The sequence below is a fragment of the Paracoccus sp. (in: a-proteobacteria) genome (genome assembly GCF_030538755.1).
Taxonomy (GTDB): domain Bacteria; phylum Pseudomonadota; class Alphaproteobacteria; order Rhodobacterales; family Rhodobacteraceae; genus Paracoccus.
Map to the genome: position 1 here is coordinate 1 of NZ_JAUNTJ010000049.1, position 2259 is coordinate 2259.

Annotated in this window: 2 protein-coding genes; both read left to right on the forward strand. The window is 66.4% G+C overall.

Annotation, left to right across the window (positions count from 1 at the left end):
* On the forward strand, positions 1-1631 hold a 1631-nt coding region (araD, locus tag Q4G14_RS15020), incomplete at its 5' end, for an L-arabinonate dehydratase (RefSeq protein WP_303362575.1).
* The coding region (locus Q4G14_RS15025) for a dihydrodipicolinate synthase family protein (RefSeq protein WP_303362576.1) at positions 1631-2259 on the forward strand (629 nt) is incomplete at its 3' end. The genes araD and Q4G14_RS15025, both read left to right, overlap by 1 nt.

Below are 2259 nucleotides of genomic sequence, written 5' to 3' on the forward strand. Positions count from 1 at the left end.
CCGAGGCCGATTTCATGGGCAAGCCGATCATCGGCATCCTGAACACATGGTCCGAGCTGAACTCTTGCCACGCGCATTTCCGCGAACGCGCGGCGGATGTGAAACGCGGCGTGCTGGCGGCGGGCGGGTTTCCGGTCGAGCTGCCCTCGCTCTCGGTGGATGAAAGTTTTACCAAGCCGACCTCGATGCTCTATCGCAACCTGCTGGCGATTGAGACGGAGGAGCAGATCCGTTCGCATCCGCTGGATGGCGTGGTGCTGATGGGCGGCTGTGACAAGACCACGCCGGGGCTGGTCATGGGCGCGCTGACGGCGGGTGTGCCGATGATCTATCTGCCCGCCGGCCCGATGCTGCGCGGCAATTATGCCGGGCGGGCGCTTGGGTCCGGGTCGGACGCGTGGAAATACTGGGACGAGCGCCGGGCGGGCAATATCACCGATGCGCAATGGCAGGGGCTGCAAGGCGGCATCGCGCGTTCACCCGGTGTCTGCATGACCATGGGCACGGCCAGCACCATGACCGCGATCACCGATGCGATGGGGCTGACCCTGCCCGGCGCGTCCTCGGTGCCTGCGGTGGACAGCGGGCATCAGCGTATGGCCGCCGATTGCGGGCGGCGCATTGTCGATATGGTCTGGGAGGATCTGACGCCTGACCAGATCGTCACTCCGGCATCGGTGCGCAACGCCGCGATTGTGGCGATGGCGACCGGCTGTTCGACCAATGCGGTCGTTCACCTCATTGCCATGGCGCGCCGCGCGGGCGTCGATCTGACGCTGGACGATCTGGATGCGCTTGGCCGCGAGACCCCGCTCATTGCGAATATCCGGCCTTCGGGCAAGGATTACCTGATGGAGGATTTCTTCTATGCGGGCGGGCTGCGCGCGCTGATGAAGCAGATCGAGGAGCGGCTGGATCTGTCCGCGCTGACCGTCACGGGGCGCACGATGGGCGAGAACCTCGAAGGGGCCGAGGTGTTCAACGACGACGTGATCCGGCCCCTGTCGAACCCGGTCTATCATGAGGGCTCGCTGGCCGTGCTGCGCGGGAACCTTTGCCCCGACGGCGCGGTCATCAAGCCCGCCGCATGTGATCCGAAATATCATGTCCATGAGGGCCCGGCGCTGGTCTTCGACAGCTATCCCCAGATGAAGGCCGCCATTGACGATGAGGATCTGGAGGTGACGCCCGACACGGTGCTGGTGCTGCGTAATGCGGGGCCTCAGGGCGGGCCGGGCTTTCCCGAATGGGGGATGCTGCCGATCCCCAAGGCGCTGATTAAACAGGGCCATCGCGACATGCTGCGGATTTCCGATGCGCGCATGTCCGGCACATCATACGGGGCCTGCGTGCTGCATGTCGCGCCCGAAAGCCATGTCGGCGGGCCGCTCGCGCTTCTGAAAACCGGCGATATCGTGCGGCTGGACCTGCCCGCGCGGCGGCTGGATATGATGGTGGAAGACGGCGAACTGAGCCGCCGCCGCGCCGCATGGACCCCGCCCGAGCCGAAATTCGACCGTGGCTATGGCTGGATGTTCTCGCGCCATGTGACGCAGGCCGACAAGGGCTGTGATTTTGATTTCCTTGAACGTGGCTTTGGCCGCGCCGCTGGCGAGCCGGAGATTTTCTGATGCTGACACTCGATCAGGCCCTGACGGGCATTTCGGGCATCCTCGTGACGCCCTATGACGACGCAGGCGATATTGCGCCCGCGCGGCTGGCCCCGATCATCGACCGGGCGCTTGGCGCGGGGCTGCATATGCCGGTGGTGAACGGCAATACGGGTGAGTTCTACGCCCTGACCACTGACGAGGCCTGCGCCATGGTGGCCGAGGTCGCCGGGCTGGTCGCGGGCCGTGCGCCGCTTCTGGCGGGGGTGGGGCGCGGTCTGCGCGATGCCCAAAGGCTTGCGCGGGCATCGGCGGATGCGGGGGCGGCGGCGCTGATGGTGCATCAGCCGCCCGATCCCTTTGTCGCCCCGCGCGAGATCGTCGATTACCTGCACGCGGTCGCCGATGCCTCGGGCGGGCTGCCGATGATGCTTTATTTGCGCAACGATGCCATCGGCACGCGTGCCATTGCCGACCTCTGCGCCGTGCCGGGGGTCAAGGGCGTGAAATGGGCCACCCCCAACCCGATGCGGCTGGCCGAGGCCAAGGCCGCCTGTGATCCCGGCATCGTCTGGGTCGGCGGTCTGGCTGAGGTCTGGGCGCCCAGTTTTTATGCCGTGGGCGCGCGCGGGTTTACCTCGGGCCTGAT